General features: G+C 56.8%; 21 protein-coding genes. 17 read left to right on the plus strand and 4 right to left on the minus strand.

Annotation, left to right across the window (positions count from 1 at the left end; translation table 11 throughout):
- Window positions 1-22: 22 nt before the first annotated feature.
- Together uvrB and CDUR_RS05865 are read left to right on the plus strand one after the other, a co-directional pair.
- Entirely contained in the window at window positions 23-2,128 is a 2,106-nt protein-coding gene (gene uvrB / locus CDUR_RS05860; protein WP_179417496.1) for an excinuclease ABC subunit UvrB, read from the plus strand.
- 63 nt (window positions 2,129-2,191) lie between these two features.
- Window positions 2,192-2,632 (plus strand): universal stress protein, encoded by a 441-nt coding sequence (locus CDUR_RS05865; protein WP_060996111.1) that lies wholly within the window; start codon window positions 2,192-2,194, stop codon window positions 2,630-2,632.
- 73 nt (window positions 2,633-2,705) lie between these two features.
- Here the strand turns inward: CDUR_RS05865 and CDUR_RS05870 are convergent, their stop codons facing one another.
- Window positions 2,706-3,707: an alpha/beta fold hydrolase gene (locus CDUR_RS05870; RefSeq protein ID WP_218865407.1), complete on the minus strand. Its 1,002-nt coding sequence runs from the start codon at window positions 3,705-3,707 to the stop codon at window positions 2,706-2,708.
- Between the two features lie 247 nt (window positions 3,708-3,954).
- On the opposite strand from CDUR_RS05870, the gene CDUR_RS05875 reads away from it, so the two are divergent.
- Window positions 3,955-5,262: a DUF6271 family protein gene (locus CDUR_RS05875; RefSeq protein ID WP_179417497.1), complete on the plus strand. Its 1,308-nt coding sequence runs from the start codon at window positions 3,955-3,957 to the stop codon at window positions 5,260-5,262.
- A 14-nt stretch (window positions 5,263-5,276) separates the two neighbouring features.
- Here the strand turns inward: CDUR_RS05875 and CDUR_RS05880 are convergent, their stop codons facing one another.
- Entirely contained in the window at window positions 5,277-7,502 is a 2,226-nt protein-coding gene (locus CDUR_RS05880) for a HelD family protein (RefSeq protein WP_179417498.1), read from the minus strand.
- Entirely contained in the window at window positions 7,503-8,105 is a 603-nt protein-coding gene (locus tag CDUR_RS05885; protein ID WP_179417499.1) for an MBL fold metallo-hydrolase, read from the minus strand.
- Window positions 8,106-8,187: 82 nt separating this feature from the next.
- Between CDUR_RS05885 and uvrA the strand changes: the two genes are divergently transcribed.
- A complete protein-coding gene (gene uvrA / locus CDUR_RS05890; protein ID WP_179417500.1) occupies window positions 8,188-11,043 on the plus strand; it encodes an excinuclease ABC subunit UvrA in 2,856 nt (951 codons plus the stop codon).
- On the opposite strand, the gene CDUR_RS05895 is transcribed toward uvrA, so the two are convergent.
- A complete protein-coding gene (locus CDUR_RS05895; protein ID WP_179417501.1) occupies window positions 11,044-13,284 on the minus strand; it encodes a DUF2339 domain-containing protein in 2,241 nt (746 codons plus the stop codon).
- A gap of 345 nt (window positions 13,285-13,629) precedes the next feature.
- Here CDUR_RS05895 and infC point away from each other — a divergent pair, with 345 nt between their 5' ends.
- From infC to CDUR_RS05960, 13 genes are all read left to right on the plus strand, one after another.
- Window positions 13,630-14,151: a translation initiation factor IF-3 gene (gene infC / locus CDUR_RS05900; RefSeq protein ID WP_081598600.1), complete on the plus strand. Its 522-nt coding sequence runs from the start codon at window positions 13,630-13,632 to the stop codon at window positions 14,149-14,151.
- A 33-nt stretch (window positions 14,152-14,184) separates the two neighbouring features.
- Window positions 14,185-14,379, plus strand: a complete 195-nt coding sequence (gene rpmI / locus CDUR_RS05905) for a 50S ribosomal protein L35 (protein ID WP_006061992.1) — start codon at window positions 14,185-14,187, stop codon at window positions 14,377-14,379.
- A 53-nt stretch (window positions 14,380-14,432) separates the two neighbouring features.
- Window positions 14,433-14,816: a 50S ribosomal protein L20 gene (gene rplT / locus CDUR_RS05910; protein WP_006061991.1), complete on the plus strand. Its 384-nt coding sequence runs from the start codon at window positions 14,433-14,435 to the stop codon at window positions 14,814-14,816.
- A 145-nt stretch (window positions 14,817-14,961) separates the two neighbouring features.
- Complete coding sequence (locus CDUR_RS05915; RefSeq protein WP_006061990.1) at window positions 14,962-15,480, plus strand: TM2 domain-containing protein; 519 nt, start codon at window positions 14,962-14,964, stop codon at window positions 15,478-15,480.
- Between the two features lie 27 nt (window positions 15,481-15,507).
- Window positions 15,508-16,347 (plus strand): TrmH family RNA methyltransferase, encoded by an 840-nt coding sequence (locus tag CDUR_RS05920; protein ID WP_179417502.1) that lies wholly within the window; start codon window positions 15,508-15,510, stop codon window positions 16,345-16,347.
- 115 nt (window positions 16,348-16,462) lie between these two features.
- Window positions 16,463-17,494, plus strand: a complete 1,032-nt coding sequence (pheS, locus tag CDUR_RS05925) for a phenylalanine--tRNA ligase subunit alpha (RefSeq protein ID WP_179417503.1) — start codon at window positions 16,463-16,465, stop codon at window positions 17,492-17,494.
- A 20-nt stretch (window positions 17,495-17,514) separates the two neighbouring features.
- On the plus strand, window positions 17,515-20,040 hold the full coding sequence (pheT, locus tag CDUR_RS05930) for a phenylalanine--tRNA ligase subunit beta (RefSeq protein WP_179417504.1): 2,526 nt from the start codon (window positions 17,515-17,517) through the stop codon (window positions 20,038-20,040).
- A 186-nt stretch (window positions 20,041-20,226) separates the two neighbouring features.
- A complete protein-coding gene (argC, locus tag CDUR_RS05935; protein ID WP_179417505.1) occupies window positions 20,227-21,270 on the plus strand; it encodes an N-acetyl-gamma-glutamyl-phosphate reductase in 1,044 nt (347 codons plus the stop codon).
- A gap of 55 nt (window positions 21,271-21,325) precedes the next feature.
- Window positions 21,326-22,486, plus strand: coding sequence for a bifunctional glutamate N-acetyltransferase/amino-acid acetyltransferase ArgJ (gene argJ / locus CDUR_RS05940; protein ID WP_179417506.1), 1,161 nt, complete (start codon window positions 21,326-21,328; stop codon window positions 22,484-22,486).
- Between the two features lie 11 nt (window positions 22,487-22,497).
- Entirely contained in the window at window positions 22,498-23,466 is a 969-nt protein-coding gene (gene argB / locus CDUR_RS05945; RefSeq protein WP_375379377.1) for an acetylglutamate kinase, read from the plus strand.
- Window positions 23,467-23,468: 2 nt separating this feature from the next.
- On the plus strand, window positions 23,469-24,701 hold the full coding sequence (locus tag CDUR_RS05950; protein ID WP_179417507.1) for an acetylornithine transaminase: 1,233 nt from the start codon (window positions 23,469-23,471) through the stop codon (window positions 24,699-24,701).
- A gap of 14 nt (window positions 24,702-24,715) precedes the next feature.
- The gene (gene argF, locus CDUR_RS05955; RefSeq protein ID WP_179417508.1) at window positions 24,716-25,711 is read left to right on the plus strand and encodes an ornithine carbamoyltransferase; all 996 of its coding nucleotides are present in this window, start codon (window positions 24,716-24,718) and stop codon (window positions 25,709-25,711) included.
- The gene (locus CDUR_RS05960) at window positions 25,701-26,210 is read left to right on the plus strand and encodes an arginine repressor (RefSeq protein WP_006061981.1); all 510 of its coding nucleotides are present in this window, start codon (window positions 25,701-25,703) and stop codon (window positions 26,208-26,210) included. Before argF ends, CDUR_RS05960 begins: the two co-directional genes overlap by 11 nt.
- Window positions 26,211-26,217 lie beyond the last annotated feature (7 nt).

Raw genomic sequence — 26,217 nt, forward strand, 5'->3', positions numbered from 1 at the left:
GCTGATCATTATGCTGGGGATCATGGCTTTCGCTGCTGAACACCCCGTGCTGTCCCATTCTGAACACCGACCTGTTGGCGACATTGAACGTGTCGCCAAAGAATTCGAGGTGGTGAGTGAGTATCAGCCTGCGGGTGACCAGCCATCAGCCATCGCCGAATTAGCTGACCGCATTAACCGTGGTGAGCGGGACATTGTGTTGATGGGTGCGACGGGTACCGGTAAATCTGCAACCGCAGCCTGGCTTATTGAAAAGGTGCAACGGCCGACCCTCGTCATGGCCCCGAATAAAACCCTCGCCGCGCAGCTGGCCAACGAACTCCGGCAGCTATTGCCCAATAATGCCGTTGAATATTTTGTCAGCTATTACGACTACTACCAGCCGGAAGCCTACATTGCGCAAACCGATACCTACATTGAAAAAGACTCCTCCATCAATGAAGACGTCGAACGCCTGCGCCACTCCGCCACGTCCAGCTTGCTTTCGCGTCGCGATGTCGTGGTAGTAAGCTCCGTGTCCTGCATTTACGGCCTGGGTACCCCGCAGTCCTACCTGGACCGGTCCGTGCTCCTGAAGGTGGGGGATGAGGTAGAGCGTGACCGCTTCCTCCGACTACTGGTGGACATTCAGTACGCGCGTAACGACGTCGCGTTTAGTCGAGGTACCTTCCGTGTTAAAGGCGACACGGTGGACATTATTCCCGCCTACGAAGAGCTTGCCGTGCGTGTGGAATTCTTCGGCGACGAAATTGACGCCCTGTATTACATTCACCCACTCACCGGTGATGTGATCAGCCAAGCCGATGAACTGCGTATTTTCCCCGCCACACACTATGTGGCCGGGCCGGAACGGATGGAAAAAGCAGTGGAGGCCATCAAAGCGGAACTGGCCGCGCGGTTGGAGGATTTGGAAAATCGCGGCAAACTTCTGGAAGCGCAGCGTCTGCGCATGCGCACCGAATACGATCTGGAAATGATCGAACAAGTAGGTTTCTGCTCTGGGATTGAGAATTACTCCCGCCACATCGACGGCCGCGATGCAGGGTCTGCACCCGCGACGCTCATTGACTACTTCCCCGAAGACTTCCTGTTGATCATCGACGAATCTCACGTCACCGTGCCCCAAATCGGTGGCATGTACGAAGGCGATGCCTCTCGCAAACGCAACCTCGTGGACTTCGGTTTCCGCCTGCCTTCTGCGCTGGATAACCGCCCGTTGACCTGGCAAGAATTCGACGACCGCCGGGGCCAGGCCGTTTTTATGTCCGCCACTCCCGGTACCTTTGAAATGGCCGCCAGCGGGGGAGAGTTCGTTGAACAGGTTATTAGGCCCACCGGGCTTGTTGATCCGAAAGTGGTGGTCAAACCTACTGATGGTCAAATCGATGACCTCATCCACGAAATTCGGCTGCGCGTGGAGAAAAAGGAACGTGTGCTGGTGACCACGCTGACCAAGAAGATGGCAGAAGATCTCACCGACTACTTGCTGGAAAACGGCGTGCGCGTGCGTTACCTCCACTCTGACATAGACACCCTGCAGCGCGTGGAACTGCTCCGCCAGCTCCGGCTCGGTGAATACGACGTCCTCGTGGGCATCAACCTCCTCCGCGAGGGTCTTGACCTGCCCGAAGTCTCCCTGGTTGCCATTTTGGATGCCGATAAAGAAGGTTTTCTCCGCTCCACAACGTCCCTTATCCAGACCATTGGTCGCGCGGCCCGCAATGTTTCCGGCGAAGTGCACATGTACGCCGACCGCATTACCGACTCCATGCAGAACGCCATTGAGGAGACGGAACGACGCCGCGAAAAACAAATCGCCTACAACACCGAACACGGCATTGACCCCCAGCCGCTGCGCAAAAAAATCGCCGATATTCTGGACGAAGTGTACGAAGACGGTGGCGAGCTTCCGGCCACCGAAGACGCCAGCGCCGATGCCGCCGTTGCCCGTGACACTGCGGACGTTTCCGGCATGCCACGTGAGCAAGTTCAAAAACTCATCGACGACCTTACCGCTCAAATGGGGGCAGCCGCCCGCGAGCTGAAATTTGAACTAGCAGGGCGTTTGCGTGATGAGATTGCTGATTTGAGGAAAGAACTTCGCGGAATGAAAGAAGCCGGCCTGTAAGGTAGATGCCGGTGCTACTCTGTTTGATAGGTTTAGAACCATACAAAACGTGAAAGGTCCCCGATGAGCGATTACAAGAAGATTGTTGTAGGCACAGACGGCTCCAAGTCCTCGATGCTCGCCGTTGAACGCGCAGCCGGAATCGCCGCCGCATTCAACGCAACCCTGATCATCGGATGCGCCTACTACGAGACCTCTGAAGATGCATCAAAAACCCTCCGCCAGGATTCCGTCACCGTACTTGGCGACGACCCCGCGTACAAGAACCTCGAATCAGCCTCAGCCGCAGCACGGGAAAAAGGTGCCACCAATATTGAAACCGTGGTGAAACCCGGCACTCCCGTCGAAGCCCTGATGTCGATTGTGAACGAAGCACAAGCTGACCTTTTAGTCGTGGGCAACCGTGGCATCAACACCCTGACTGGTCGCCTCTTGGGTTCTGTTCCCGCCGATGTGGCACGCCAATCTCAGTGCGACGTCATGATTGTTCACACTGTGAATTAGTACCTTAATTTTATTTTTCATCCCCTGGCCATGCATTGTGATGTCTGGCCGGGGGATTGATGATTTATGGGTTTTACGTGTCCATATGCCAGGCATCTAAACGCTCAAACAATAGTTTATCTGACTGGATTTTGGCTGCCCGGTTACCATCTACAGTCCCGCCAAGCATTGTTGGCCATATCCGTCCATATTCCTGATCAATATCCGTGGAGAAAAGGTGTCCGGCGCCCGGGTATATTACGCCTTCCAGATTTTTATTCCGCTCACTCAGCTCCTGTACCGCGGAGTCACTTTGCCACATAGCGTCTTGATCGCCAGCAAATAGTAATCCGTGGCCGGAAAATTTCTCGATGGGAATGCGGGCAGCATCTCGGTTGCTAGCCTCGGCGAGTGTTGCCTCGTAGGTTTTGCGGTACGACACAGGCAGGAACATCAAAAGCCTTACCATCGTCGAGGGAAAGGACCGCAGCCTTGCATATTCCACAGGTTCTCCGCGCCACGTAAAGCTTGGTGGCGAGGCGCTTTGCCGCCGAAAGTCAAGTCCTTGGTAGTTGTAGGCAGTCGGTGTGTACAAGACGATGTTGTTGATTTCGGGGTAATGAATAGCCAAGTTCGCCGCCAACTCGGCTCCCTTGGACACCCCCAATACCGTGATTGGTTCTTCAATGTTGCCGTGTTCTTTAATCCAGGCGAGTACCTCATCAAAAAACTCTAGGGGTACGTTGGACAAAAACCCCTGCTGACCTGTTTGACCGAAGAAGTAAAGGCCCACAACGTTGTAGCCGCGATCCCGGATCTGTCGAGCCATGTCGTCGTTATTGCCGCCCTCGGAGCCTTTGAACACAACGACTGTCCCAGGACGCGCGACACCATGAGCGGGGTAGTAGAAGCCGCGCATATAGTCGCCAGCCAACGGTTCTACGTCACCTTTGCGTGCGACTGCATCGGGATCGCGGGGATTATCACCGTGGGGTCGATAATGATGTCGATTGTAAGCAGCGATGCCCACTACAGTGAGGCATGCCGTAGCTACGGTACCCGCGATGCGGGGTAGCATTCTTCTTAATGACCACATAGTGCACAGGCTATGTCTTTGACGTAGCGTAAGGCAAGAGCTGAATCCTGATCGCGGAAATAGTGCCTTTTATAGCATGCATAAAACATCGGGAGCTGGGCCTCGTTTGTTGGGCACCTTGATACCAAGCCAAGCACTGTCTGATGCCGAGCCGCTTTCGGGAGATACTACAAGTGGAAAATCTGCGGCGAGAATAGTTACACGGCTCGCGTGACAGCGTTACAGCCGCCCAAATATTATGGAGGAAATGATGACTGAAATAAAACATATCCTCGTCATCCCAACGAATCGTGATGCAACGGCAGCTATATCTAGCGCAAGTTTGGAGGTTCAGGAAGCGCGGTCGCTTGGATACGACATTCCACTTGTGGTTATTGAAACCGATAACGGTGACCATGTAGAAAATAATGCCGCTGCCCTAAGGGAATGCCGTAATCGGGATGGAAAATTAGATACTATTCACCTTACTATCGAACGACAGAGTAAAATAATTCATCGTATTTTTACCAGTGAATCTGATCATCGTTGGCGGTCGCTCTTCCTTCAAGGCTCTAAAGACTACGGCACTGCCATGAACAAGTGTTTTTTATATTCTATTGCGCTAGGTGCTGACGTCGTGCATCGTCGTGATTCCGATACGGTGACTCTTGACCATAAGTTTCGTAACCAACAAGGTAGGTTGCCTATCGTAAAGGAACTGTCACTGTTGGGATCAGGGCATTCCGAACATTCCAGTTCTGCACACTCGGCAGATACGTACATTACGGTTGTTGGTGGCAATTATGTCGGCGAATGGAACCTTGACGTTAAGGATCTCGTTGTTGCCGCAGGGGACCGAACGATACTGCATAGGCTCTATGAAGTTCTTGGCTTCGATCCTGCAAGTATTCCAGACGTGATTGAAGAAGCATTTCCACAGGAGACTGTTGTCCCTGACCGTGATGTGATCACTCTTGTACGTTCCGTTAATGATGGCTTAAACCCAGACTGTGGAAATGTTGCCTTCATGGAGATACATAAATATCTTCCGGTGGTGCCGGGCCCAAATATTCTCGCGTCGGACTATTTTGCGTTTGATGCTGCAACTTCGTTGGGCATTCCGTCAATCCATCATTCGGATGCGGTATTTCATGAATATGACTCAACCAGGAAGAGTTCATCTTCACAATTATCGTACTGGGAAGGAATTGCCCGTTTTGTAGATTATTTTAACGCATATGCCAAGATTTATTCCGGAAACCTATCGTCCCTTTTGGGAATTGAACCTGGCACACTTCCCGTCGATTTAAGCTCCCGCGAAAAACTTACTTCTCTGGTGAGGGAGGCTGCCGCCGGCTCAGTTCCCGAGCGCATTAATCGCGTAGAATCTTTGGCGAATGATGTGTTAGTTCCTCGTGGTGGCGATTTTGCTGATATCGGTGGTGTTCTTCTCCGTAATGCGTCGCGCTATGTTGATGAATGTTCGGCATCGTACAACATGCACGCGGATCTGATTGAACTATGGCCAGAGCTAGTTGAAAGGTGCAGTCCTGCTTGTGGTGTGGTGTCAGCGTGAAATACGTGAGTAAGTTAAAGCTCAGTAGTTGGCATCTCCCCAACAATAGTGAGGCTTTGCGTAGCCCGCGTAAGTGCCACATATAGGTCCTGCCAGCCCTGGGGAGAATTGTTCACAATTTCCTGGGGTTCTACAAGCACTACGTGGTCATATTCCAATCCTTTGATTTCTGCCACGTTGTCGGCGTCAATGTGGGCGGTGAGTCGCTCGGGGTGCTCGGTGCGTAGGGCGTCGATAAGCGATGAAACCTCGGTGCCAGACGGCAGGAAACGCACGGGAATGCCGGTAGATCGGACCGCCTGGCTGGGGGTTTGCGTCGGTGCGATCATAGGCAGCAGTGTGTTGGCGACGTCCATGATGTCGGCGGGCGTGCGGTAGTTGACGGTCAGTTGGTGCCTGCGGAAGCGGTTCTTCACGTACGGTTCGAGGGTATCGGTCCAGCTATCGACGCCCGCCGGGGAACCCGTCTGCGCCGTGTCACCGACGAGCGTCATCCAGCGGGAAGGGCAGCGGCGCATAATCATGCGCCATTCCATGGGGGAGAGTTCCTGGGCTTCGTCAACAACAACGTGGCCGTAGGCCCAGAGCCGGTCGGCCTTGGCGCGTTCGGCGGTGGAGCGATTGTCGCGGATTTCCTGGCGCTGGGCGAGGGTTTCGGCATCAATCACGTCGTGTGCCATCAGGATCTCAGCATCGAACCCATCGTCGAGGTCTTGAGAAGCAGATCCAGTAAGAATGTCCAGAGCGTCCTGGGCTTCTTCAATTTGTTCTTGCCAGCGTTGTTCGGCGGCTTTGCGTTCCTGTTCGGGATCGTCGGTGCCCAGCAGTTGCGCGAGTTCGTCAAGCAGAGCGGCATCGGCAGCAGACCATGCGGCACCGTCCTCCCGATAGAGCGCGGACTGGGTTTCTTCGTCGTAGTCAGCAGCGGCGATGGAGATGCGTTCAGGGGATTCCAGCAGTTCTTCCAGCACGTTTTGCGGCGTCAACTCGGGCCACAGCTCATCCAGCGCGCTATCCACAACAAATTCGTCAGCGAGGTCTTCGTGCAGTTGGGCGATGTCGCCGGAAGACAGCAGGTTCGTGCCGCCAAGGGGGTCGGCACCGATCATGTCCGCCATGGCGTGCGCCAATAGGTCCAACGCCTGGTCCCAGAAAATCGCGCGGGCCTGGTTGTGGGGGAGCCCGCTGCGCCGGGCACGTCCTCGCGCCGTCGTGACCATGGCCGGGGTGAGGTGCAGGGTAAGACCATCAACAAACAATGGAATAGGTTCCGCTGGCACGGTCTGGTATGCCTGAACTGCGGCACGCAGGATGTGCACCATTTCCGCGCTGCCTTTGACTTCCCGGGCGAGCAGAGAGTCGGTTCCTACTGGCGTGACCCCGGGGTACATCTCGCCCACAGTGGTGAGCACCACGCCGGTTTCGCCGAGTTCGGGTAGCACGCGGGAAATATAGTCGAGGAACGCGCGATTGGGGCCAACGATCAGCACGCCGCTTCGCGCGAGAACGTCCCGCCATGTGTACAACAGGTAAGCAACGCGGTGCAGTGCCACGGCGGTTTTGCCGGTCCCCGGTCCGCCTTCCACCACCATCACGCCGCGCTCGGGGTCGCGAATAATGTCGTCTTGTTCGCGCTGGATGGTTTCAACAATGTTGCCCATGTGCGCTGTTCGTGCTGCATTCAGCGCACGAAGCAGGGCGGATTCGGAAACAACATCGGAAGCACTTTCGTCCGACGCCTCACCGACAAGTTGTTCGTCGTGAATATCCACCACGGTTCGGCCTGTGGTGCGAATATGCCTTCTCGTGGTCACGCCCTCGGGGTTGGCAGTGGTGGCAATGTAGAACGGCCGGGCCATGGGCGCACGCCAGTCTAAGAGGAGGGTGCGGTAGTGGTCTTCGGGTGCGTCAATACCGATGCGGCCGATGTAACGCACATCGTCATCACCCTGTTCACCATCAAGGGTGATCCGCCCGAACACCAGCCCCAGTTGTGCCACAGTGAGCGTGTCGAGTTTGTCGTTGAGTGCGTGGTATTCAACCTCGCGTTCGACTAACGCCTCGGGGTCGGGGGTGGCGCGGTCGACCCGAAGCATCACATCACGCAGGCGTGCGTTGGCTGCGATGACATCCGCGTCAATACGGGCAAATAGCTCATCAACATATGCCTGCTCAACGGCAATGTCCGCAGCATGTGCGGAGTGGCCAGCGTGATCTGTGTGTTCCGTTGATTCCACCACTCACCAACCGCGGGCACGCCACTCGTCTAGGTGGGGGCGTTCGGCACCGAGGGTGGTGTCGTTGCCGTGGCCGGGATGCACGATGGCGTCGTCAGGGAAGACCTCAAAAAGGCGTTCAGTTACGTCGGTGATCAGCTGTTCAAAGTCCTCTGGGTTGGTGGTTTTGCCCACGCCACCGGGGAAGAGGCTATCGCCAACAAAGAGGTGCTGTTGGCCGTCAATATCTGCAGAGATCGCGAGTCCTCCAGGTGTGTGCCCCCGCAAAATGGCAACCCCCAATTGGTGTCCATCAAAGTCAATAATGTCGCCGTGTTCAAGGGCGCGGTCTACGGGAGCGGGAAGGGCTTCGGCGTCGGGTGCTGGTGCAAGGTGCGTCGCGCCAGTCGCGGCTAAGACGTCACGGAGTGCGCGAACATGGTCGGCGTGCTGGTGGGTGGTCACCACAGTCTCAATGGAGACCCCAAGCCCGTCGGCGAGTGCTAGCAGTGCGGGGGCATCGTCTGCGGCGTCGATAAGCAAGCCCTTGTTTCCGGAAACCAGCAGGTAGCAGTTGTTATCCATCGTGGATACGGACAGTGAATGTAACGTGATCGGGGCAGTCATGGTATCCAGGTTAGCTAAAGTCGGGGTTCGTTGCTATGTTCGAAGTAGTATGTTTGGCTGAAGTATGGAGGGTGGCACGGTAGTGGCTGATCGTCTGGTGGTGCGCGGCGCGCGGGAGCATAACTTGAAGGGCGTGGATATTGACCTGCCCCGCGACACGATGGTCGTGTTCACCGGTCTTTCCGGCTCGGGTAAGTCGTCCCTTGCGTTTGACACTATTTTTGCGGAAGGTCAGCGGCGATATGTGGAGTCGTTGTCGTCGTACGCTCGCCAATTTTTGGGGCAAATGGATAAGCCTGACGTGGACTTCATTGAGGGTTTGTCACCCGCCGTGTCTATTGATCAGAAATCCACGAACCGTAACCCGCGTTCCACGGTGGGTACGATCACGGAAGTGCATGATTACCTGCGCCTTTTGTATGCGCGTGCGGGTACGGCACACTGCCCGAAGTGCGATGCGGTGATTGAGCGTCAAACTCCGCAACAGATTGTGGATCAGATCCTGGACATGGAGGAGGGGCTGAAGTTCCAGGTGCTGGCACCGGTGGTGCGTACTCGCAAGGGTGAGTTTGTGGATTTGTTTGCGGACCTGGCAGCGCAGGGCTACTCCAGGGTTCGAGTTGACGGTGAGGTTCATCAGCTCAGCAACCCGCCGAAACTAGAAAAGCAGATCAAACACGACATTGATGTAGTGGTGGATCGCCTGCAGGTTAAACCCACGCAGCGCCAGCGCCTCACTGACTCCGTGGAAACGGCGCTTCAGCTTGCCGACGGCGTGGTGGTCTTTGATTTCATCACCCTTGAGGACTCAGACCCTCACCGTACCCGCAGGTTCTCGGAGAAAATGGCTTGTCCCAATGGTCATGCGCTGGCGGTGGATGAGCTAGAACCTCGTTCTTTTTCCTTCAACTCCCCGTATGGTGCGTGTCCGGCGTGTGATGGCTTGGGCACCGCCTTGGAAGTGGACCTTGATCTGGTGATCCCGGACAGGGATGCGCCGTTGCTGCGTGCCATTCAGCCGTGGACCACAGGCTTTAATGTGTCGTACTTTGAAAAGCTGCTCACCGGGCTTGCCGTGGCCATGGATTTTGATCCCAATACGCCATTTAGTGAACTCACATCGGCGCAGCAAAAAGCCGTTCTTCATGGCTCCGAGCATCACGTGTCAGTGCGATACAAGAACCGCTACGGCAGGGTACGAAATTGGATCGCACCGTTTGAGGGTGTGTTGGCGTACCTGAAACGTAAGTTGGAGAACACCGACTCAGAGTCACAAAAAGACCGATTCCTTGCTTACATGCGCGAGGTTCCGTGTTCTTCCTGTAAAGGCGCGCGTCTGAAGCCAGAGATCCTGTCAGTGCGGCTTGATTCGGGTGCGCACGGTGAGCTGTCCATCGCCGGAGTGTCTGCGCTGTCCGTGGAAGGTGCCGCCGAGTTTTTGTCCACGTTGCAGCTGGGTAAGCGCGAGGAAATGATTGCCGGTGCCGTGCTGAAGGAAATCCAGGCACGTCTGAAGTTTCTTCTCGACGTCGGTTTGAACTATCTGTCGCTGGACCGCGCCGCAGGCACTCTTTCCGGCGGGGAAGCGCAGCGTATTCGCCTTGCCACCCAAATTGGATCCGGTTTGGCGGGGGTGTTGTACGTGCTGGATGAGCCGTCTATTGGCCTACATCAACGGGACAACCAGCGATTGATTGCCACCTTGGAGCATCTGCGTGACATCGGCAACACCCTCATTGTGGTCGAGCACGATGAGGACACCATCAAAGCCGCCGACTGGCTTGTGGACATCGGCCCCCGCGCGGGCGAATACGGTGGGGAAGTGGTTTACCAAGGCCCACCTGCAGGGATTGTGGACAGTGAAGAATCCGTCACCGGCGCGTATCTGTCCGGCCGCAAGACGCTGGGCGTGCCCGATTCGCGACGCCCCATTGACCCTGATCGTCAGCTCACTGTGGTCGGTGCGAAGGAAAACAACCTCAAGAACGTGGATGTCAGCATTCCATTGGGTGTGCTCACCTGCATTACCGGGGTTTCTGGGTCCGGGAAATCCACGCTGATTAACCAAATTCTGGCGAAAGTCCTGGCAAACCGGCTGAATAAGGCCCGCCAGGTTCCGGGTAAAGCCACCCGCGTTGATGGCCTCCAGCATTTGGACAAACTAGTGCAAGTGGATCAATCGCCCATCGGGCGTACCCCGCGTTCCAATCCCGCCACCTACACAGGCGTGTTTGACAAGATACGCACACTGTTTGCAGAAACCAGTGAGGCGAAGGTCCGTGGCTACAAGCCTGGTAGGTTCTCCTTCAACGTTAAGGGCGGGCGATGCGAAGCATGCCACGGCGATGGCACTCTCAAGATCGAAATGAACTTCCTGCCTGATGTGTACGTGCCCTGCGAAGTCTGCCAGGGCGCCCGCTACAACAGGGAGACCTTGGAAGTGAAATACAAGGGCAAGTCCATCTCTGAGGTTTTGGACATGCCGATTAGTGAAGCCGCAGAGTTCTTCGAACCCATTACCTCCATCAGTCGCTACCTGAACACGCTGGTTGAGGTGGGTTTGGGATACGTGCGGCTTGGCCAGGCGGCGACCACCCTATCCGGTGGTGAGGCGCAGCGCGTCAAACTGGCAGCCGAACTGCAAAAACGATCCAACGGCCGGACGATCTACATTCTGGATGAGCCCACAACCGGTCTGCACTTTGAGGATATTCGCAAGCTCATGCTGGTGATCCAGGGCTTGGTGGATAAGGGCAACAGCGTGCTGATTATTGAACACAATCTTGACGTCATCAAGGCTGCAGACTGGATTGTGGACATGGGGCCGGAAGGCGGTGCAGGCGGTGGTCAAGTAGTTGCCCAGGGAACCCCTGAGGATATCGCCGCAGTTGAGGCATCGCATACAGGGAAATTCCTCAAGGAACTACTAGCGCCCTAGTTATTGGTCCTCATCAGGTTTTTGCACTGGTCCGACTTGGGGATTGTGCGGATCCTGCGGCTTCTCGCGGTCATTCATGCTTGGCAGCGGTGTTTCACTCAGTGGTGGAACTTGGCCTGGTGCTGCAGGCTGAACGGACGTGACGTCGCTGGCTGGCGGGGCATCGTTATATGTTGCGTCAGGCGTGGGCGAGTTGGCCTGAGTGCTCACCCCCACGAGAGGCGCTGGATCCTCTGCAGCAGTGATGCTGGTTTTGTTGGAGCTCTGACGGTTTCGCAGCGCTGCGATGGCCAGCAGCACAACACCAGAAATGATGAATGCAGCGACGCGAGGCAGTCCATGGAGGTTGCCGAAGTCGAAGAACATGAGTTTGCCGATGGAGGCAAATGCTAGAACAAGCCCCACAATGAGGGATGCCTGCCTGCTGAGGAATCGTGCGCGGAGCAAGACGTAGCAGGCCAGGAGCATCCATAAGACGGATACCGTTGCGTGACCAACGAGGTAACCACCCTTCACGTTGCCTGATAGCCCGCCCAGGTAGGTGGCTATGGACACGATGGCCAGCATGGAAAGATGAAGGCTGACCAGCGCAAGCCCAGATTGAGTGGTGCCGGAAAGATGCGTTAGGCCGGAGCGGCGTCGTAAAGCAACCAGCAGCAGGATGATGATGGCGGCGGCTTGGGCAGTAGCCCAGAAAGTGCCAAGCCACAGGAAGGTGCCGCTAAGTACGCCGTCTGCGACCATGTAGGTGAGAATAAGTGCTGTTGCTGCCCAGCAGTACCAAACACCGCCGCGGAACTTTATGCCGGAGGTCATCCACCAGGTGACACCTACGGCTGTGAGGAGGAAAATGCACACCACCATTGGTTTATTCAGCAGTACATCAGCGCCGAGTGGCGCGGCCATAACATACACAGGCAGGAAGTTGAGGGCCAGGAAGACCGAACCGAATTGGATCAGTGCTTTATTGTGATTGACTATTGCGATGGTGATGTAGCAGATTGATCCCGCAATGAGAACCCAGCTCAGGGGGCGTGTGGAGACGTGGGTAGACAACGATGGCATGGTTTCGAGTCCGAGGGCACCGAGGCCAAACAGCACGGCAGGTGCGACGATGGTCAGTAGGGGATTCCACGGCATACGCTCGGTGTTAGCGCCCATTGCGACAAATATAACGGCGGTGATAACCACAACGGGAGTTGTGGGAAGGATCATGGTAGATGAATCGCTGGACAATACGTAGAAGAAGGCCGTAATCAGCGTAAAGATGACAGCAATATCAATACCCTTAGACCACTTCCGAATGTAGGCAGCGATGGCGAGGGTTGTGGGTGCGAGCGTGCTAGGAAGAGTCGAGAATTCGGCGTAGTTAACGCATGAGGCAAAATAGATGCTCCCTACTATCGACGCCCCGATACCCAAAGCAATTGCCACACCTTCCTCGTTCCACACAGTGGCTAGTGCTATGAAACCGACGGTAAGCGCGATGATTGTTGCTGTTCCAGCGGGTTCCGGCCACCATTCAAGTATGACCACAAGGCTAAATACCGTGGCCATCGCACTGAGCAGAGATGTGGTGCAAAAGGCGCCGACTGCCGCTTTATGTGCGTGACGCTTATGGGCTATGACACCGATTCCTCCCATCACGGCTGAGAAAGCGCTGGCTAGGATGACTCGGCCAAGGGGGCCGAGCAGGCCATTCTGGATGGCAAGGACCACTAGGAAGAACACACCGGCAATGGTGATCAGCGTGCCCAGCGTGGCAATGACCCTCACAACAATCTGTTCCGATGTCCACCATCTGGAACGCGTGGGAAGAACCTGGTCCGCTTGCGAACCTGGTTGCCCGGGTGGCTGAATATTTGCTTGTGCACTGTACACAGGCATTGGTTGAATTGGGGGTCTCGTGAGCGGCGTGGGTTGAACAGGTGGATTCGCAGCCCCAGGATTGATATGAGGTACGCCAGGATTGATGCGTGGCCCGGCTGGATTGACGATGCCGGACGGCTGTGGGGCTGGCGCAGAGGGGGCAGAAGGCGTGGCAGCCTGTTGTTCTGCAGCTTGTTGTTCTGTGGTGGACTGACCGACAGATTCCCCCGACTGTTCTGGCGCTGAGAGCTGTTGCCGCTGGAGAAGCAGCGTGTGCATGTCCATGCGGGCTTCGCCCAGTGCCCTTTCGGCCTGACTCAGCTTTTCCAGTGTCCTTTCGAAGAGAAGTTTTTCTGAATGCGAAATCTCCATGGTTTTGATCCTAAGGAACCCACAGCGTACGCAGCTAAAAAGTTATCAACTTGCAACGTTATGGGGTTAGTGATAGATTGATATGCGCTACCGCCTAGAAACTGTGCTGTGCATGGATTTTAGGCCGCAAGTGGAGATCCCTCCCACCAGAAGCCGCCACATCGTGGCAGGATAATGGTTATTGTGAAGTTCACCTCACTGCTACGCGCAGTGTAGATGCTTCTTGGCATGATGGATCTCCCGCTTTCATAGAATAATGGAAGCGGGTTTTTGTGTGTCATGTAGGGAAAACTAGTTGCGGTACGGTGCGTACATTATCTCTATCACTGCAACTTAGGAGTACACATCAGCGCTGAAGCTCGCATTAATGAGCGTATTCGAGTTCCCGAGGTCCGTCTTGTGGGCCCCAGTGGCGAACAGGTGGGCATCGTCCGCATTGAGGATGCTCGCAAGTTAGCGTATGAGGCTGATCTTGATTTGGTTGAGGTTGCCCCGAACGCTAAACCTCCGGTCTGCAAAATCATGGACTACGGCAAGTTCAAGTATGAAGCTGCACAGAAGGCACGCGAGGCTCGTAAGAACCAGCAGCAGACTGTTGTCAAGGAGCAGAAGCTTCGTCCCAAGATTGATGATCACGATTATGAGACGAAGAAAGGTAATGTGATCCGGTTCTTGGAGAAGGGTTCCAAGGTGAAGGTGACAATCATGTTCCGTGGTCGTGAGCAATCACGTCCCGAGCTTGGTTACCGTCTCTTGGACCGTTTGGCAGCCGACGTCGCCGATTACGGCGTTGTTGAAACCAAGGCAAAGCAGGATGGCCGCAATATGACCATGGTCATCGGCCCGGTGCGCAAGGGCAAGAAGTAAAGACACATTCTAGGGTTTTAAGGACTAAATCTCATGAAGCAAAAGACCCACAAGGGCACCGCAAAGCGTGTAAAGGTAACCGGTTCCGGCAAGCTCCGTCGCGAGCAGGCGAACCGCCGCCACCTCCTCGAAGGCAAGCCGTCCACCCGTACTCGTCGCCTGAAGGGCACGACGGAAGTGGCTAAAGCTGACACCAAGCGTGTTAAGCGGCTGCTCGGCCAGGCTTAATCGCCGCCTGTTCACCCCTCCACCAACTCTCAAAGATTTAAGGAAGTATTACTGTGGCACGTGTCAAGCGGTCAGTAAACGCCAAGAAGAAGCGTCGTACAATTCTGAAGTCCGCGAAGGGCTACCGCGGCCAGCGTTCTCGCCTGTACCGCAAGGCTAAGGAACAGTGGCTGCACTCCATGACTTACGCCTACCGCGACCGCCGTGCGCGTAAGCGTGAGTTCCGTCGTCTGTGGATCCAGCGCATCAATGCTGCCGCCCGCATGAACGGCATCACCTACAACCGTCTCATCCAGGGCCTGCGCCTTGCCGAGATTGAGGTGGACCGTAAGATTCTTGCGGAGCTAGCTGTCAACGATTTCGCTGCGTTCTCCGCAATTTGCGAGGCCGCCAAGGCTGCCCTGCCGGAGGACGTTAACGCCCCTAAGGCTGCGTAAGTAATATCGTGCCTTTTATGGCAAGAAGGTCCTGGTGTCATATCATTGCCACCAGGGCCTTCCGCTTGTATTGAGGATTTTCGGTAGCATGGGTATGTTTACAGAATTCTTAGTGTTCTACAAGCGTCTAGGCGGGAGATAAGGCATGACTTTTGATTTCGGTGGTCGGCAGTACGATAAAGACGGGCTGCCTATTGAAAAGACACCGCCACCAGCAGCAACGCCCCAGGTCAATCCATCACCGTCCTACCAGCAGCCGCAGCAGCAGGCACCATTCGCACAGCCCCAGCAGCAGACGCCTGGGTTTGCTACGCCAACGCCTCAGTCTCAGCCAGCCCCTTTTGCACAACCGCTGATGCAACAACCTGGGTATGGTGTGGCGGCCCCAGTTCCTGTGGGCTACCAGCAGAAGTCGTGGGTTGCATCCTTCCTGCTTGCCTTTTTCCTTGGGTCTTTTGGGGTCCACAACTTTTACCTCGGCTACTCCAGCCGTGCGAAGGTTCAGCTGCTACTGGGGGTCGGTGGTATCGTGACCTCACCTTTCATCATTGGGTTTCTTCCCTTGTTAGCTGTCGGTGTGTGGGCATTTATCGAGTTCATTATGATTCTGCTTTCGGTGGGCGAATTTGCACACGATGCCCAGGGAGTACCGCTTCAAAAGTAGGGCGGGGCTGCTGCTAGCCTTAGTCACATGGCTGTCGATTTCACCTCTCCTTTTACCGAACGCACCCCCAGGATTGTGCAGGCTGGAAAGCTGCATCGTGCGGCAGGGCGTCGTAAAGCGGGGCGGTTTCTGGTGGAAGGGGAAAACGCGGTTGATGCCGCGGTATCCACGGGGGCGGCAACAGATGTGTTTGTGACGGAGCAGGCGTACCAACGGTTTGGCGATATCGTCCAGGTCGCCGGCCATCTGGACGTATACGTGCATGCCATTACCGATAAAGCGGCGAAGGCGCTGTCGGATACGGTGCACTCCACTGGGATTTTTGCGGTATGTACGTCGGTGCTGTGGTCAGTGGATAAGGCGCTGCGTGGCAGGCCACGGCTGGTGAGCGTTCCGGTGCAGACTTCTGAGCCGGGTAACGCCGGGACAATGATTCGCGTGAGTGATGCGGTGGGGGCGGATTCGGTCATTTTTGCTGGTGAAGCGGTTGATCCGTTGGGCGGCAAGGTGGTGCGCGCGTCGGCGGGATCGCTGTTCCACATTCCTGTGGCGCGTGATGCTTCGGTGACTGGAACAATCAAAAGGGTCAAGGCTAAGGGCTTAACTATTCTCGCAGCCACCGCCGACGGTGAGATTGACCTAGATGATGCGGGGGATCTGCTGCGGGAGCCCACTGCCTGGTTGTTTGGCAATGAGGCGCACGGTTTGGGGGAGGAGGCGATCGCTGGTGCTGATCACCTTGTGCGCATTCCTATTCGTGGTCGCGCCGAGTCGCTGAACCTGGCGACAGCAGCGGCGATTTGTTTGTATGAGTCAGCAAAGGCTCAACACCAGGCTCAGCGTCAAGCGCAGCAGCATGCCGAGTAAGTCTCGCGTGCAGCGCGCTGACCCGCTATGATGGCTGGGTTAGTGTGTTTGACAAGCCATGAACCGCGAGAGATAAGAGAGAAGACAGGTGCCTGAGTCCGTGTCAGAGTCCCACATGCCTCAATTAACTGAAGCCAGTTTGAATTCCGCCGCTGAATCCGCTGTTCAGGCGTTTGAGGCGGCGGATAGTCTGGATTCGTTGGCGGATGCCCGCCGCATGCACCTGGGTGACGACGCCCCGCTGTCCCTCGCCCGCCGCGCATTGGGATCCCTGCCCAAGGACCAGCGTAAAGATGCCGGGCGACTGGTGAACATGGCGCGAGGGCGCGTCGAAAAGCGGTTTGCTCAGGTCAAGGAGGCACTGGAGGCAAAGCGCAATGCCGAGGTGCTGCGCCTAGAGCGTGTCGACGTTACGGTTCCCACGACGCGTAAACGCACCGGCGCGCTTCATCCCATTACTGCGTTGAGCGAGCAGATTGCCGATATTTTTGTGGGCATGGGCTGGGAAATCGCGGAAGGCCCCGAGGTTGAAGCCGAGTATTTCAACTTTGATTCCCTGAACTTCCTTCCCGACCACCCGGCGCGGACATTGCAGGACACGTTCCATATCGCGCCGGAGGGGTCACGTCAGGTGCTACGTACGCATACCTCACCTGTGCAGATGCGGACGCTGCTTGATCGTGAGTTGCCGGTGTATGTAGCGTGCCCGGGCCGGGTTTTCCGCACCGATGAGTTGGATGCAACGCACACCCCGGTGTTTCATCAGGTGGAAGGGTTGGCCGTCGATAAGGGCCTGACCATGGCGCATCTCCGGGGAACGTTGGATCATCTGGCCAAGACGTTGTTTGGCCCTGAGACACGGACTCGTATGCGCTCGAATTATTTTCCTTTCACGGAGCCATCGGCCGAGGTGGATGTGTGGTTCCCGAATAAGAAGGGTGGCGCAGGCTGGATTGAGTGGGGTGGCTGTGGCATGGTCAACCCAAATGTGCTGCGTGCGGCAGGTATTAACACAGACGTGTACACCGGGTTCGCATTTGGCATGGGTATTGAGCGCACGTTGCAGTTCCGTAATGGGCTGTCGGATATGCGCGACATGGTTGAGGGTGATGTTCGTTTCACTGTGCCGTTTGGTGTGCAGGCGTAGGTTGTAGGAGTTTGTGAGTCATGCTTGTTGCACAGAATTGGCTGTCGAGGCTGCTTCGTGGTGTTAATCCGTCGTGGGACGGTGTTTCTGCGGAGGAGATGGACGCGGCGTTCGTCCGCGTCGGGTTTGAGACTGAGGGTTTCGAACCCATCCCAGAAACCACTGGTCCGCTAGTGATCGGCCGGGTGGAGTCGATTGAGGAGCTGACTGGTTTTAAAAAGCCCATTCGCCATTGCATGATGAATGTAGGAAATGCTAATGGCACAGGTGAACTGCAGTCCATTATTTGTGGTGCCCGGAACTTCTCAGAGGGCGACATGGTTGTGGTGGCGCTTCCTGGCTGCGTGCTGCCTGGTGATTTCGCTATTTCGGCTCGGGAAACCTATGGCCGTATGTCTGCGGGCATGATTTGTTCCGCAGCGGAATTGGGGCTGACCCCGCAACAGAACAAAGGCATTATCACGCTTGATCCTCAGCTGCAGGTTGAGGTGGGCGCGGATGCCCGTCCGGTGATTGGACTTTCCGACACTGTTTTTGACGTCAATATCACCCCGGATCGTGGTTACGCCTTGTCGGCGCGGGGATTGTCCCGAGAGATCGCCTCGGCGCTGGACCTAGACTTTAGCGATGTGGCGGAGAATCCGCAGCTTGCGGGCCTGAGTGTTACTGTGCCGGATGTTTCTGGGGACTTGCTATCGGTTGAGCTGCGACCAGAGACGAAGGCTCTTCGTTTCGGTCTGCGTAAGGTCTCCGGCATTGACCCAACTGTGGAATCCCCCTGGTGGTTACAGCGTGAGTTGATGCTGTGCGGTCAACGCCCCGTCAACGCCGCCACTGACGTGACCAACTACCTGATGTTGTTGCTGGGCCAGCCGATGCACGCTTTCGATGTGGATCGCATTACTGGCGATTTGGTGGTACGCTGCGCCGCTGAGGGTGAAAAGATGACCACGCTTGATGATGTTCAGCGTGAGCTCCACGCCGAAGATGTGGTGATTTGCGACGATTCTGGTGTGCAGTCCCTGGCCGGTGTCATGGGTGGTTCCACCTCCGAAATTTCCGACACCACCACCGATGTCTACTTTGAGGCCGCCACCTGGGACCCCATTACCGTGGCTCGCACCTCGCGCCGCCACAAGCTCAGCTCGGAGGCTTCTCGACGTTTCGAGCGGGGCGTCGACCCCGCACTTGTTGAGGTTGCGCTGGACATGGCTGCATCGCTGCTGGTCAGTATCGCTGGCGGCACTATTTCTGCCGAACGCACCATCGTTGGCGACGTTCCTAGGCGCCCCAGCATTCTCATGGCGGCATCTTTGCCCGGTGACATCGCAGGTGTGGAGTACTCTCGCGATACGGTCATTGATCGACTGGAAGAAATCGGCTGCACGGTCGAGGTGTCTTCCTGTGGAGCGAAGTTAGAGGTCACACCACCAACATGGCGCACAGACCTCACCATGCCCGCCGACTTGGTAGAGGAGGTCTTGCGTCTAGAAGGGCTGGAAGACATTCCGTCCATTGTGCCCACCGCACCGGCAGGACGCGGACTTACTCCCGCCCAACGTCGACGCCGCGCCATCGGGCATGCGCTTGCCTACAACGGATACGCAGAAATCCTGCCCACACCCTTCATTGCTGATGATGTGTTTGACGTGTGGAATCTGCCTGCGGACGATCCGCGTCGTAACGTCGTGACCGTTCAAAACCCCCTAGAGGCATCCAACTCGTCGCTGGGAACAACGTTGCTTCCGTCCATGCTGGACGCAGTGAAGCGCAATATCTCCCGAGGTGAACCCAACGTGGCGTTGTTTGGTGTTGAGCAGGTAACTATAGCTCATGGTCATGGAGTGTCGCCCATGCCGTCTGTGGCAAATCGCCCCAGCGATGAGCAGATCGCCGACTTGCTGGACTCCCTCCCAGTGCAGCCCTTGCACGTGGCCACGGTGGGAACCGGACAGTGGGAGCTGACCGGGCCATGGGGCGATGGGCGCGCCTACAGCTACGCCGATGCCATCGAATCGGCCCAGGTGGTTGCCCGCGCCGCGGGTGTGGACCTCACCCTGGAGAATGCCGAGATGCTGCCTTGGCACCCCGGGCGCTGTGCTGCTCTGAAAGTGGGGGAGACCGTTGTTGGTTACGCCGGTGAATTGCATCCTCAGGTGCTGGAACGCGCCGGGCTTCCCGCACGTACGTGTGCCATGGAGTTGGACGTCTCGGCACTGCCGTTTGATCAGAAGCTTCCGGCACCAGTGCTGAGCTCGTTCCCTGCATTGCTGCAGGACGTGGCATTGGTTGTTGATGAAGCTGTCCCTGCCGAGTCGGTACGCGCTGTGGTAGAAGAAGGTGCCGGTACCAGCGGGCTGTTGGAAAGCGTGGAATTGTTTGACGTCTACCGTTCTGAAGCACTTGGTGAGGGCAAAAAGTCACTTGCGTTTTCCCTGCGCTTCCGTGCACCGGATCGCACCCTCACAGACGATGAGTGCTCCGAGGCTCGCCTGCAGGCGGTGGAGCGCGCGGGGCAGAGGTTTGGTGCGGAGCTTCGGGCATAAAACGCCATTAGTCTCTTACTGCTGAAAAATCGTTGTGCTACCTGCATGGAGCACAACGATTTTTGCGTTGCGGGACCTATACATACTTCCGCTAGTTCCACACGCTAGTTCCGCGAATGTCGTGCAAGTATCGTGGCAATCTATGCATAGTTTGCGTATTTATGTATAAATGCTAAGCTGGTCCGCATGACAATCAAGGTTGCAGTTGCAGGTGCCAGCGGGTATGCGGGCGGAGAAATTCTTCGCCTCCTTGTTGGGCATCCAGCTTATGCGGCTGGGGATCTGACTATCGGCGCGCTCACTGCGGCATCGTCGGCAGGCACCCCAGTGGGGGAACTGATGCCGCATTTGATGCCCCTCGCGGATCGAATTATTGAACCCACCTCGGTGGATGTGCTTGCTGGACACGATGTGGTGTTCTTGGGGCTGCCGCATGGGCATTCTGCCGAGATTGCGCAGCAGCTGGGTCCAGACGTACTGGTTGTGGATTGCGCTGCCGACTTTCGTCTGGTCTCTGCCGATGACTGGGAGACATTTTACGGCTCACCCCACGCAGGATCGTGGCCGTACGGCATTCCAGAAATGCCGGGGCATAGAGAGCAGTTAAGCGGCACCAAGCGGGTGGCTGTTCCTGGTTGTTTTCCCACAGGCGCGACTCTCTCCCTGCTTCCGGCAGTCGCTCACGGGCTGATCGATCCCAATATTTCCATTGTGTCCGTTACGGGCGTGTCGGGCGGAGGTAAGAAAGCCTCAGTGGGGTTGCTGGGATCAGAGACGATGGGCTCGCTGAAGGCATACAACACGGCTGGTAAGCACCGCCATAATCCGGAAATTATTCAGAACCTCAAGGAATACACCGACAAGGATGTGTCGGTGAGTTTTACCCCAGTGCTGGCACCGCTTCCACGTGGGATTTTGACCACCGCGACCGCTCCGCTCACCCCTGGTGTTTCTGCCGCCGACCTGCGCGCAACGTACGAGGATTTTTATGCGGATGAGCCTTTTGTCGCTGTGCTTCCAGAAGGGCAGCAGCCGCAGACGCAAAACGTCGTGGGATCTAACATGTGCCAGGTTCAGGTGGAGGTGGACGCCGCTGCAGGCACGATGCTGGCCACCTCTGCCATTGACAATTTGACCAAAGGTACCGCCGGGGCTGCTGTGCAGTGCATGAATCTCGCTCTGGGCTTCCCAGAGGACGCGGGGCTGCCACGCCTTGGCGTTGCCCCCTAACCACGTCACTGATTGACCCACCACTATTCCATTTATTTGCCTACGAAGGATAACCATGAGCATCACCACCCCCGCCGGGTTTAGCGCCGCTGCCACAACGGCAGGGATCAAAGCATCCGGGAAGAAAGACATGGCGCTTGTTGTCAATAACGGCCCGGATTACACAGCTGCGGGCGTATTTACCCGTAACCGCGTGGTTGCCGCTCCGGTGAAGCTTACCCGCCGCGCTGTTGCTGATGGCCAGCTCAGGGCCGTGGTGTACAACTCCGGTAACGCCAATGCCTGCAACGGTGCACAAGGTGATGCTGATGCTTACCACACTGCAGAACAGCTTGCGGCGCTTCTCGACGTCCCGGTGTCCGAGGTTGCAGTCTGCTCCACAGGCTTGATCGGCGAACCGTTGCCCATGCCCATTCTTCTCGAGGGACTGGCACCGCTGGTTGATGGGCTTGGATCTCAGCCCACTGATGGCACTGCTGCGGCCGAAGCCATCATGACCACAGATATGGTGGTTAAAGAAACCGTTGTCCATGGTGAGGGCTGGACTATCGGCGGCATGGGGAAAGGCGCTGGCATGATGGCGCCCTCGTTGGCCACCATGTTGGTATGCCTGACCACCGATGCTTCCATCACGCCAGACATGGCAGATGCCGCGCTTCGCGCCGCCACATCCGTGACCTTTGACACGCTCGATATTGACGGCTCCACCTCGACCAACGACACCGTAGTGCTCCTCGCATCTGGCGCATCGGGGGTAACGCCCAGCCAGGAAGAATTCGCCCAGGCTGTTCGTGCCGCATGCGATGACCTCGCATCACAGATGCAGGCAGATGCGGAAGGTGTGACAAAGCGGGTGAGCATCACGGTCGTCGGCACTAGCACCGATGAGCAAGCTCTCGCAGCAGCCCGAACCGTGGGGCGCGACAACCTGTTCAAATGCGCCATGTTCGGATCCGACCCCAACTGGGGGCGCGTGCTTGCGGCCGTCGGAATGGCCGACGCCGACATGGACCCAGAACACATTTCCGTCTATTTCAACGATCAAGCCGTATGCCTTGATTCCTGCGGTGCTCCCGGCGCGCGTGATGTCGATCTATCCGGCGCGGATATTGAGGTTCGCATTGACCTTGGCACTGGGGGCCCCGGACGCGCTACCGTAAAAACCACTGACCTCAGCCATGCCTATGTAGAAATCAACTCCGAATACTCAACCTAGGAGCCCAGTACATGACCAACCCCCAACAAAAACAACTCATGGCGGCGCTCACCCCAGAAATCCGGGCAAACGTGCTTGTTGAGGCATTGCCATGGCTGCAGCATTTTCGCGACAAAATCGTCGTGGTCAAATACGGTGGAAACGCCATGGTCGATGATGACCTCAAAGCTGCCTTCGCGGCGGACATGATCTTCCTCCGAACAGTCGGCGCTAAACCTGTGGTGGTGCATGGTGGTGGCCCTCAAATCTCGTCCATGCTCGCGCGCGTCGGCTTGGAGGGCGAATTCCTCGGCGGCTTCCGCGTCACTACACCGGAAGTCATGGAAATTGTTCGTATGGTGCTGTTTGGAAAAGTCGGCCGTGAACTCGTTGGGCTGATTAATTCTTACGGCCCCTACGCCGTGGGCACCTCCGGCGAAGACGCAGGTCTGTTCACGGCCACCAAACGCCTTATTGATGTTGATGGCGAACTCACCGATATTGGGCTGGTCGGCGACATTGTGCACGTTGATGCCACCCCGTTGGTTGACCTTATTGAGGCCGGGCGTATCCCGGTGGTGTCTACTATCGCGCCGGGTGAGGATGGCGAGGTATACAACATCAACGCTGATACCGCTGCGGCGTCGTTAGCAGTGGCTCTGGGGGCGGAGCGCCTGCTGATTCTCACCAACGTGGAAGGGTTGTATGCGGACTGGCCGGATAAATCCTCGCTGGTGTCAACAATCAGGACGAAGGATTTGGAAGCACTGTTTCCGAAGCTGGACACGGGGATGATTCCGAAGATGGAGGCGTGCCTTCATGCGGTGGAGCATGGTGTGAAGGCGGCGCACGTGATTGACGGTAGGGTTGCGCATTCGGTGCTGTTGGAGCTGTTGACCTCTGGTGGCATCGGCACGATGGTGCTTCCCAATAATTATGAGGACGATGATTATCCAGAAGGCCCTGCACAAGGCACTGTCTTTTGGGGAGGAGAACAATAGCCATGAGTGGTTCTTTGTCGGCACTTGAGCAGTGGCCGCACGTGATGATGAATACCTACGGCATACCCCAGGTGGAGCTGGTATCTGGCAGTGGTGCGCAGGTCACGGATTCCAGCGGCCGTACGTATATTGACATGCTCGCGGGCATTGCCGTGAATTCGTTGGGGCACGCGCACCCGGCGATTGTCTCTGCAGTGTCGTCGCAGGTTACGCGGCTGGGGCATGTGTCTAATTTGTTTGCCTCGGAACCTGTTGTGCACGTTGGGGAGGAGCTGATTCGCCGTTTCGCCCGCAACGATGGGGATCTTGCGGCCAGCACCAGAGTGTTTTTCTGCAACTCGGGTGCCGAGGCAAATGAGACCGCTTTTAAGATTGCACGCTTGACCGGGCGTACAAGGATTCTTGCCGCCGTCAATGGTTTTCACGGGCGCACTATGGGGGCGTTGGCGCTGACTGGCCAACCCGACAAGCAAGGGCCTTTTGAGCCGATGACACCAGGGGTGTCGTATTACCCATTCGGCGACATTGACTACCTCACCACGCTTGTGGAGATGAATCCGCAACAAACAGCGGCAATTTTCCTAGAACCGATTCAAGGCGAAACAGGTGTTATTCCCGCGCCGGAGGGTTTTCTGCGTGCAGTGCGTGACCTGTGCGATAAGCACGGAATCCTGATGATGGTCGATGAAGTCCAAACGGGTATCGGCCGTACCGGTGACTTCTTCGCTTTCCAACACGAGGGCGTCGTGCCGGATGTGGTCACGATGGCGAAGGGGCTTGGCGGCGGCCTACCCATCGGTGCCTGTCTGGCGCACGGGCATGCCGCTGAGCTGATGCAACCTGGCAAACACGGCACCACGTTTGGTGGTAACCCTGTTTCCTGTGCTGCGGCAGGTGCGGTGTTGCACGTTATCGACGACGATTTCTGCCGCGGCGTCGCCACCCGAGGTCAGCGTCTTGCAGAACTGATCACTGAACGCGTACCGGGTGTCGTTGAGGTGCGCGGTCGGGGTCTCATGGTGGGTGTGGTGCTGGAGCAACCGATTGCACAGGAGGTTGTCAAGGAAGCCCTGAATCATGGGCTGATCCTCAACGCTCCCAGCCCGAGCGTCCTACGGCTCACCCCACCGCTTGTTGTGACAGACGAGGACTGCGAGACCGCTGTGTCCCGCCTTGCAGCGACCATCACCCATGTGCGTGCCCTTGTCGACGCCGCGCAAGAATCAGACGGATAGGACTGCCAGCTGTTATGTCTTCACTCACCCATATACCAGTCCGGCATTTCCTCGCCGACGACGACCTTTCGCCCAGCGAGCAGGCCGACGTGCTCAACCTCGCCGCTGAGCTGAAAAAACAACCGTTCCTCATGCGGCCCCTGCAAGGACCGCTGAGCGTTGCGGTGCTGTTTGATAAAACATCCACGCGCACGCGATTCTCCTTTGATGCTGGCATTTCCCAGTTGGGCGGCAACCCTATTGTCGTGTCGGCGGGTGACAGCCAGCTAGGAAAAGGCGAAACCATTCAAGACACCGGTGCGGTGCTGTCACGCTTTGTCAGCATGATTGTGTGGCGTACCTTCGCGCAAAAAAATCTCACCGACATGGCGGAAACGGCCACCGTGCCCATCATCAACGCTTTGTCTGATGCATTCCACCCCTGCCAACTCCTCGCCGACCTGCAAACCTGCGTGGAACACCTTTGCCCAGAACAAGGGCCTGCGGGCCTGAAAGGCAAAAAAGCGGTGTACTTGGGGGACGGCAGTAACAACATGACGAACTCCTACATGATTGGTTTCGCCACCTCCGGGATGGACGTTTCCATCATCACCCCCAAGGAATTCCAGCCGCGTCAGGACTACGTCGAGCGTGCCCGCCGCCGCGCCGCAGAGACAGGCGCTACCGTCACCGTCACTGACAGCCTCGACGAGGTGGCTGGCGCCGACGTGGTGATCACCGACACGTGGGTATCCATGGGCATGGAACACGACGGCAAGGATCGCCGCACGCCCTTCCTGCCGTACCAGGTCAACGACGACCTCATGGCGAAAGCCAAAGACACCGCCATCTTTCTGCACTGCCTGCCTGCCTACCGGGGACAGGAGGTGACCGCGAGCGTCATTGACGGGCCCCAATCAGTCGTATTCGATGAGGCTGAAAACCGGTTACATGCCCAGAAGGCGCTCATGGCCTGGCTGTTGGAACAGAACAGGCATTACACACGACAGGGGAGCGACCATGCCGGGTAACACAACAACCGGCCCACACCCCGTGAGCCGAGCAACCCGTCAAGCCAAGATCCTTGATTTGCTGGATCAATATCGAATATCCAGCCAAGTGCAACTCTCCGAGCTGCTTCTCGATGAAAATATCGACGTCACCCAAGCAACCCTGTCCCGTGACCTCGACGAACTTGGCGCAAAGAAAATTCGAGTGGGCGTCGGACGAAGTTTCTACACCGTCAGCCCTGTGGAATCCACCGCGTTTGAAGCCCTGTCCGGCCCGCATGACAAATTGCGTCGAGTGCTCGGTGACCTTCTCGTCTCCGCCGATCACTCGGCAAACATGACGGTACTGCGCACACCCCCAGGTGCTGCCCAATATCTCGCCAGCTTCATTGATCGCGTGTCTATGCCAGAGGTAGTGGGTACCATCGCCGGTGACGACACCGTTTTTGTCCTTGCCCGCGAACCCATGACGGGCCAAGAGCTGGGGGAGCTGTTCAGCAAACTGGCATCAGAACGCTAAGGTAATT

It is taken from the genome of Corynebacterium durum (assembly GCF_030408675.1).
Taxonomy (GTDB): Bacteria; Actinomycetota; Actinomycetes; order Mycobacteriales; family Mycobacteriaceae; genus Corynebacterium; species Corynebacterium durum.

Excerpts from the sequence above, each read along its gene's own strand:
- uvrB (WP_179417496.1), top strand. The coding sequence starts at position 23 with ATGGCTTTCGCTGCTGAACACCCCGTGCTGTCCCATTCTGAACACCGA.
- CDUR_RS05865 (WP_060996111.1), top strand. The coding sequence starts at position 2,192 with ATGAGCGATTACAAGAAGATTGTTGTAGGCACAGACGGCTCCAAGTCC.
- CDUR_RS05870 (WP_218865407.1), bottom strand. The coding sequence starts at position 3,707 with ATGTGGTCATTAAGAAGAATGCTACCCCGCATCGCGGGTACCGTAGCT.
- CDUR_RS05875 (WP_179417497.1), top strand. The coding sequence starts at position 3,955 with ATGATGACTGAAATAAAACATATCCTCGTCATCCCAACGAATCGTGAT.
- CDUR_RS05885 (WP_179417499.1), bottom strand. The coding sequence starts at position 8,105 with ATGACTGCCCCGATCACGTTACATTCACTGTCCGTATCCACGATGGAT.
- CDUR_RS05895 (WP_179417501.1), bottom strand. The coding sequence starts at position 13,284 with ATGGAGATTTCGCATTCAGAAAAACTTCTCTTCGAAAGGACACTGGAA.
- rpmI (WP_006061992.1), top strand. The coding sequence starts at position 14,185 with ATGAAGCAAAAGACCCACAAGGGCACCGCAAAGCGTGTAAAGGTAACC.
- CDUR_RS05915 (WP_006061990.1), top strand. The coding sequence starts at position 14,962 with ATGACTTTTGATTTCGGTGGTCGGCAGTACGATAAAGACGGGCTGCCT.
- CDUR_RS05920 (WP_179417502.1), top strand. The coding sequence starts at position 15,508 with ATGGCTGTCGATTTCACCTCTCCTTTTACCGAACGCACCCCCAGGATT.
- pheS (WP_179417503.1), top strand. The coding sequence starts at position 16,463 with ATGCCTCAATTAACTGAAGCCAGTTTGAATTCCGCCGCTGAATCCGCT.
- pheT (WP_179417504.1), top strand. The coding sequence starts at position 17,515 with ATGCTTGTTGCACAGAATTGGCTGTCGAGGCTGCTTCGTGGTGTTAAT.
- argC (WP_179417505.1), top strand. The coding sequence starts at position 20,227 with ATGACAATCAAGGTTGCAGTTGCAGGTGCCAGCGGGTATGCGGGCGGA.
- argJ (WP_179417506.1), top strand. The coding sequence starts at position 21,326 with ATGAGCATCACCACCCCCGCCGGGTTTAGCGCCGCTGCCACAACGGCA.
- argB (WP_375379377.1), top strand. The coding sequence starts at position 22,498 with ATGACCAACCCCCAACAAAAACAACTCATGGCGGCGCTCACCCCAGAA.
- CDUR_RS05950 (WP_179417507.1), top strand. The coding sequence starts at position 23,469 with ATGAGTGGTTCTTTGTCGGCACTTGAGCAGTGGCCGCACGTGATGATG.
- argF (WP_179417508.1), top strand. The coding sequence starts at position 24,716 with ATGTCTTCACTCACCCATATACCAGTCCGGCATTTCCTCGCCGACGAC.
- CDUR_RS05960 (WP_006061981.1), top strand. The coding sequence starts at position 25,701 with ATGCCGGGTAACACAACAACCGGCCCACACCCCGTGAGCCGAGCAACC.